The sequence below is a fragment of the Algibacter sp. genome (assembly GCF_049667265.1).
Taxonomy (GTDB): domain Bacteria; phylum Bacteroidota; class Bacteroidia; order Flavobacteriales; family Flavobacteriaceae; genus Algibacter_B.
The window spans coordinates 1-3,481 of record NZ_JBATHX010000466.1 but is presented as its reverse complement, the minus strand read 5'-3'; the positions used below and the strand labels follow the sequence as shown (position 1 = coordinate 3,481).

Sequence of the window (3,481 nt, the reverse complement as noted above, 5' to 3'; positions counted from 1 at the left end):
CCAATATCTAATAGGCCTGACCATGCAGGAGCAGCTTCAGGTGCCACTTTATCATTTTTAAATATAACATCCAGCATAGGCTTTAAAGCTATAAATGAAAGGGTACCAAATAAAGCAAAAAACACATTAGAAATAATGTGTCCTATAGCATAACTTTTATACGGTTTTGCGTATTTAAGAATATTATAAAAGTGGTTCATTAAATAAGTTTCATATCTTTTAAGATAGCATCTGCTTTTTTGTCAAGCTTGTCTTCAGTTACATTATAATCACTCACAGAATTTAATTTGGTATTTACACTAACGTAAAATTTAATTTTTGGTTCAGTACCACTTGGTCTTAAAGCGACTTGACTTCCATCTTCTAAATAGTAAATTATTACATTAGATTTTGGAATATTTATACTCGTTTCTTTACCAGTAACCATATTTTTAGAGATGGATAAATCGTAATCTTCTAATTTTAAAACTTTAGAACCATTTACTATTTTTAAAGGGTTTTCGCGGGCATCAATCATCATTTGTTTAATTTCTTCAGCACCTTCAATTCCTTTTTTAGTAAGTGACACCAATTTTTCCTTGTAACATCCATGTTCAACATAAAGTTTGATAAGTTCTTTGTAAAAAGAACTACCGTTAGATTTTGAAATGGCTGCAATTTCACATGCTGATCGAGTGGAAGTAACCGCATCCTTATCACGTACAAAATCGCCTACCATGTAGCCAAAACTTTCTTCGCCACCACCAATAAAGTCCAATTCGGGAAAATCTTTAATTAATTTGGCAATCCACTTAAATCCTGTTAGCACAATTTTACTATCAACGCCATATGCACTTGCCAGTTTTGTTAGCATTGGGGTTGACACTATGGTAGATGCTATAAATTCCTTGCCTTTTATTTTTCCTTCAGTTTTCCATTGTTTTAACAAGAAATCAGTCATCATTAACATAGTTTGATTTCCGTTTAGTAATTGTAGTTTGTTATCGGCATTCCTTACCGCTACTCCTAATCTATCGCAATCCGGATCTGTTCCAATAACAATGTCAGCTTTAACTTTTTCTGCTAATTCCAACGCCATTTTTAAAGCAGCTGGTTCTTCTGGGTTTGGCGATTTTACAGTAGGGAAATTACCGTTTGGCACTTCTTGTTCTTTTACAATATGAACATTTTTATAACCTGCTCGCTTTAGAGTTTCTGGAACCGCAGTAATTGAAGTTCCGTGCAATGAAGTAAAAACAATGGTTAAATCATCTTTTGCTTTTTGCGTAGCGCCAACACTTCCGTTTTTAACTGATGCATCAATAAATACGTTGTCAACATCTTTTCCAATATAATTAATAAGGCTATTGTTAGCTTCAAATTTTATATTAGCATAATCCAAATCGTTAATCATTTTAATGACGGCCTCATCATGTGGCGGTACCAATTGCCCACCATCTTGCCAATACACTTTATAACCATTATATTCAGGAGGATTATGAGATGCTGTTAAAACAATACCACAATGGCAATTAAGATGCTTTACAGCAAACGATAATTCAGGCGTTGCGCGTAAATCCTCAAATAAATAAACTTCTATTCCGTTTGCCGAAAACACATCGGCTACTAATTTTGCTAATGATTTACTGTTATTTCTACAATCATAAGCTATTACAGCCTTGGGCGTTTCATTAGGAAAAGATTTATGTAAATAATCACTCAATCCTTGTGTGCTTTTTCCAAGTGTGTATTTGTTGATTCTATTGGTGCCGACACCCATGATACCACGCATACCGCCAGTACCAAACTCTAAATCTTTATAAAAACTTTCCTGAATGTCTTTCGGATTGTTTGCTATACTTTCTTTAATAATTGTTTGCGTGTCGCTATCAAATGTAGGAGTTAGCCACGCATTAATTCTGTTTAAAATAGATGGTTCGATATGTATCATGATGTTATAAAAAAAGTGTTATACAAAAATAATAAAATGAAAATTATTAGAGTTATAAAGTTACTATTTTGAAGCTAATCAAACTATAATAAAATCAATTAGTTTAAATTTAACTTCTCTTTTATTAAATAGCGTTTTTTGTCTTCTTTATTTCTTAAGACAATTTCTCCTAGGAAACCAGCAACAAAAAATTGCGTACCAATAATCATAGTAACAAGTGAGATGTAGAATTGTGGGCGTTGTGTTATTAATCGACCAAAAGGGTTTAAAAATAATTTATCTATTCCTAAATATAAGGCGAATCCAAAACCAATTGCAAACATTATTACACCTAAAGCACCAAATAAATGCATCGGACGTTTTCCAAAACGAGATAAAAACCAAATGGTAATTAAATCTAGAAAACCATGTACAAAGCGGTTCATTCCAAATTTAGTTTCGCCGTATTTTCGTGCTTGATGTTGCACGATTTTTTCGCCAATATTTGCAAAACCAGCATTTTTAGCTAAAACAGGAATGTATCGGTGCATTTCTCCATTAACATCAATATTTTTTACTACATCGATACGGTAAGCTTTAAGACCACAATTAAAATCGTGTAACTTCACTCCAGATGTTCTTCTTGCCGCCCAATTAAAAAGTTTAGATGGTAAATTTTTTGAAATTACTGAGTCAAAACGTTTCTTTTTCCAGCCAGAAACCAAATCAAATCGATCATTTTTAATCATGTCGTATAACTCTGGAATTTCATCTGGATTATCTTGAAGATCACCATCCATGGTAATTACCACGTCACCTTGAGCTTTTTCGAAACCAGCATGCAAAGCTTGAGATTTACCAAAGTTTTTTAAAAAACGTATACCTTTTACGTACTTATCCTTGTTTGAAAGCTGTTCGATAGTTTTCCATGAATCATCTGAACTGCCGTCGTCGATAAAAATTATTTCGTATGAAAAATGATTGGACTGCATAACTTTTGCAATCCAATCATATAATTCGTTTAAAGAATCTTGTTCGTTAAGTAGTGGTATGACTACTGATATATTCATTTAAATATTTTGAAATGATATTCAAAAATACTGAATTTATTCCGCGTCAGGATTATTTTTTTTAACAACCAAAGCAACAATTAGCCCAACTACGCTATAACCAATAAGTTGAAAAGCTAATGATTGTAAAACTTTACCAATGGCAAACATATTTTCGTCTTCTTCCATCTTTTCAACAGTTTCAGCAATAGCCTCTTCTGGTGCTCCAAAATTCTCCATCATTTCAACTGTTGAATTCAATATTTTTTCTTTCAAAGCGATAGCAGCGTCAGGATCAATAAAATTAAAAATAATAATACTTACAACGGTGCTAATCACCAAACCTAAAGCCACTGTGATAAAATAGGAAGTAAAAGCTTCTTTGAAACTAATAAAGCCGCCAACGAGACCTCTAGATTTCATAGCTGAAATTATTCCGAAAACGATAATAAGTATTAACATGCCAATACCAAACCACCATTTGGTGAATAAGTCAAGGTTCACATAACCCATTACTGTAGAG

General features: G+C 32.8%; 3 protein-coding genes and 1 pseudogene. All 4 read right to left on the bottom strand.

The window, feature by feature from the left end; translation table 11 throughout:
- Positions 1 to 200, bottom strand: a pseudogene (locus WBN21_RS16065) (ABC transporter ATP-binding protein); the annotation flags it as partial.
- Positions 200 to 1,930 carry a phospho-sugar mutase gene (locus WBN21_RS16060; RefSeq protein WP_424202065.1) on the bottom strand — a complete coding sequence of 577 codons (1,731 nt, stop codon included), beginning with the start codon at positions 1,928 to 1,930 and terminating at the stop codon, positions 200 to 202. The gene WBN21_RS16060 and the pseudogene WBN21_RS16065, both read right to left, overlap by 1 nt.
- A gap of 98 nt (positions 1,931 to 2,028) precedes the next feature.
- A complete protein-coding gene (locus tag WBN21_RS16055; protein WP_424202063.1) occupies positions 2,029 to 2,979 on the bottom strand; it encodes a glycosyltransferase family 2 protein in 951 nt (316 codons plus the stop codon).
- Positions 2,980 to 3,015: 36 nt separating this feature from the next.
- Positions 3,016 to 3,481, bottom strand: a 466-nt coding sequence (locus WBN21_RS16050) for a DUF4199 domain-containing protein (protein ID WP_424202061.1), incomplete at its 5' end; no start/stop codon positions are given.

Coding starts and splice junctions, on each gene's coding strand:
- WBN21_RS16060 (WP_424202065.1), bottom strand. CDS start 1,930: ATGATACATATCGAACCATCTATTTTAAACAGAATTAATGCGTGGCTA.
- WBN21_RS16055 (WP_424202063.1), bottom strand. CDS start 2,979: ATGAATATATCAGTAGTCATACCACTACTTAACGAACAAGATTCTTTA.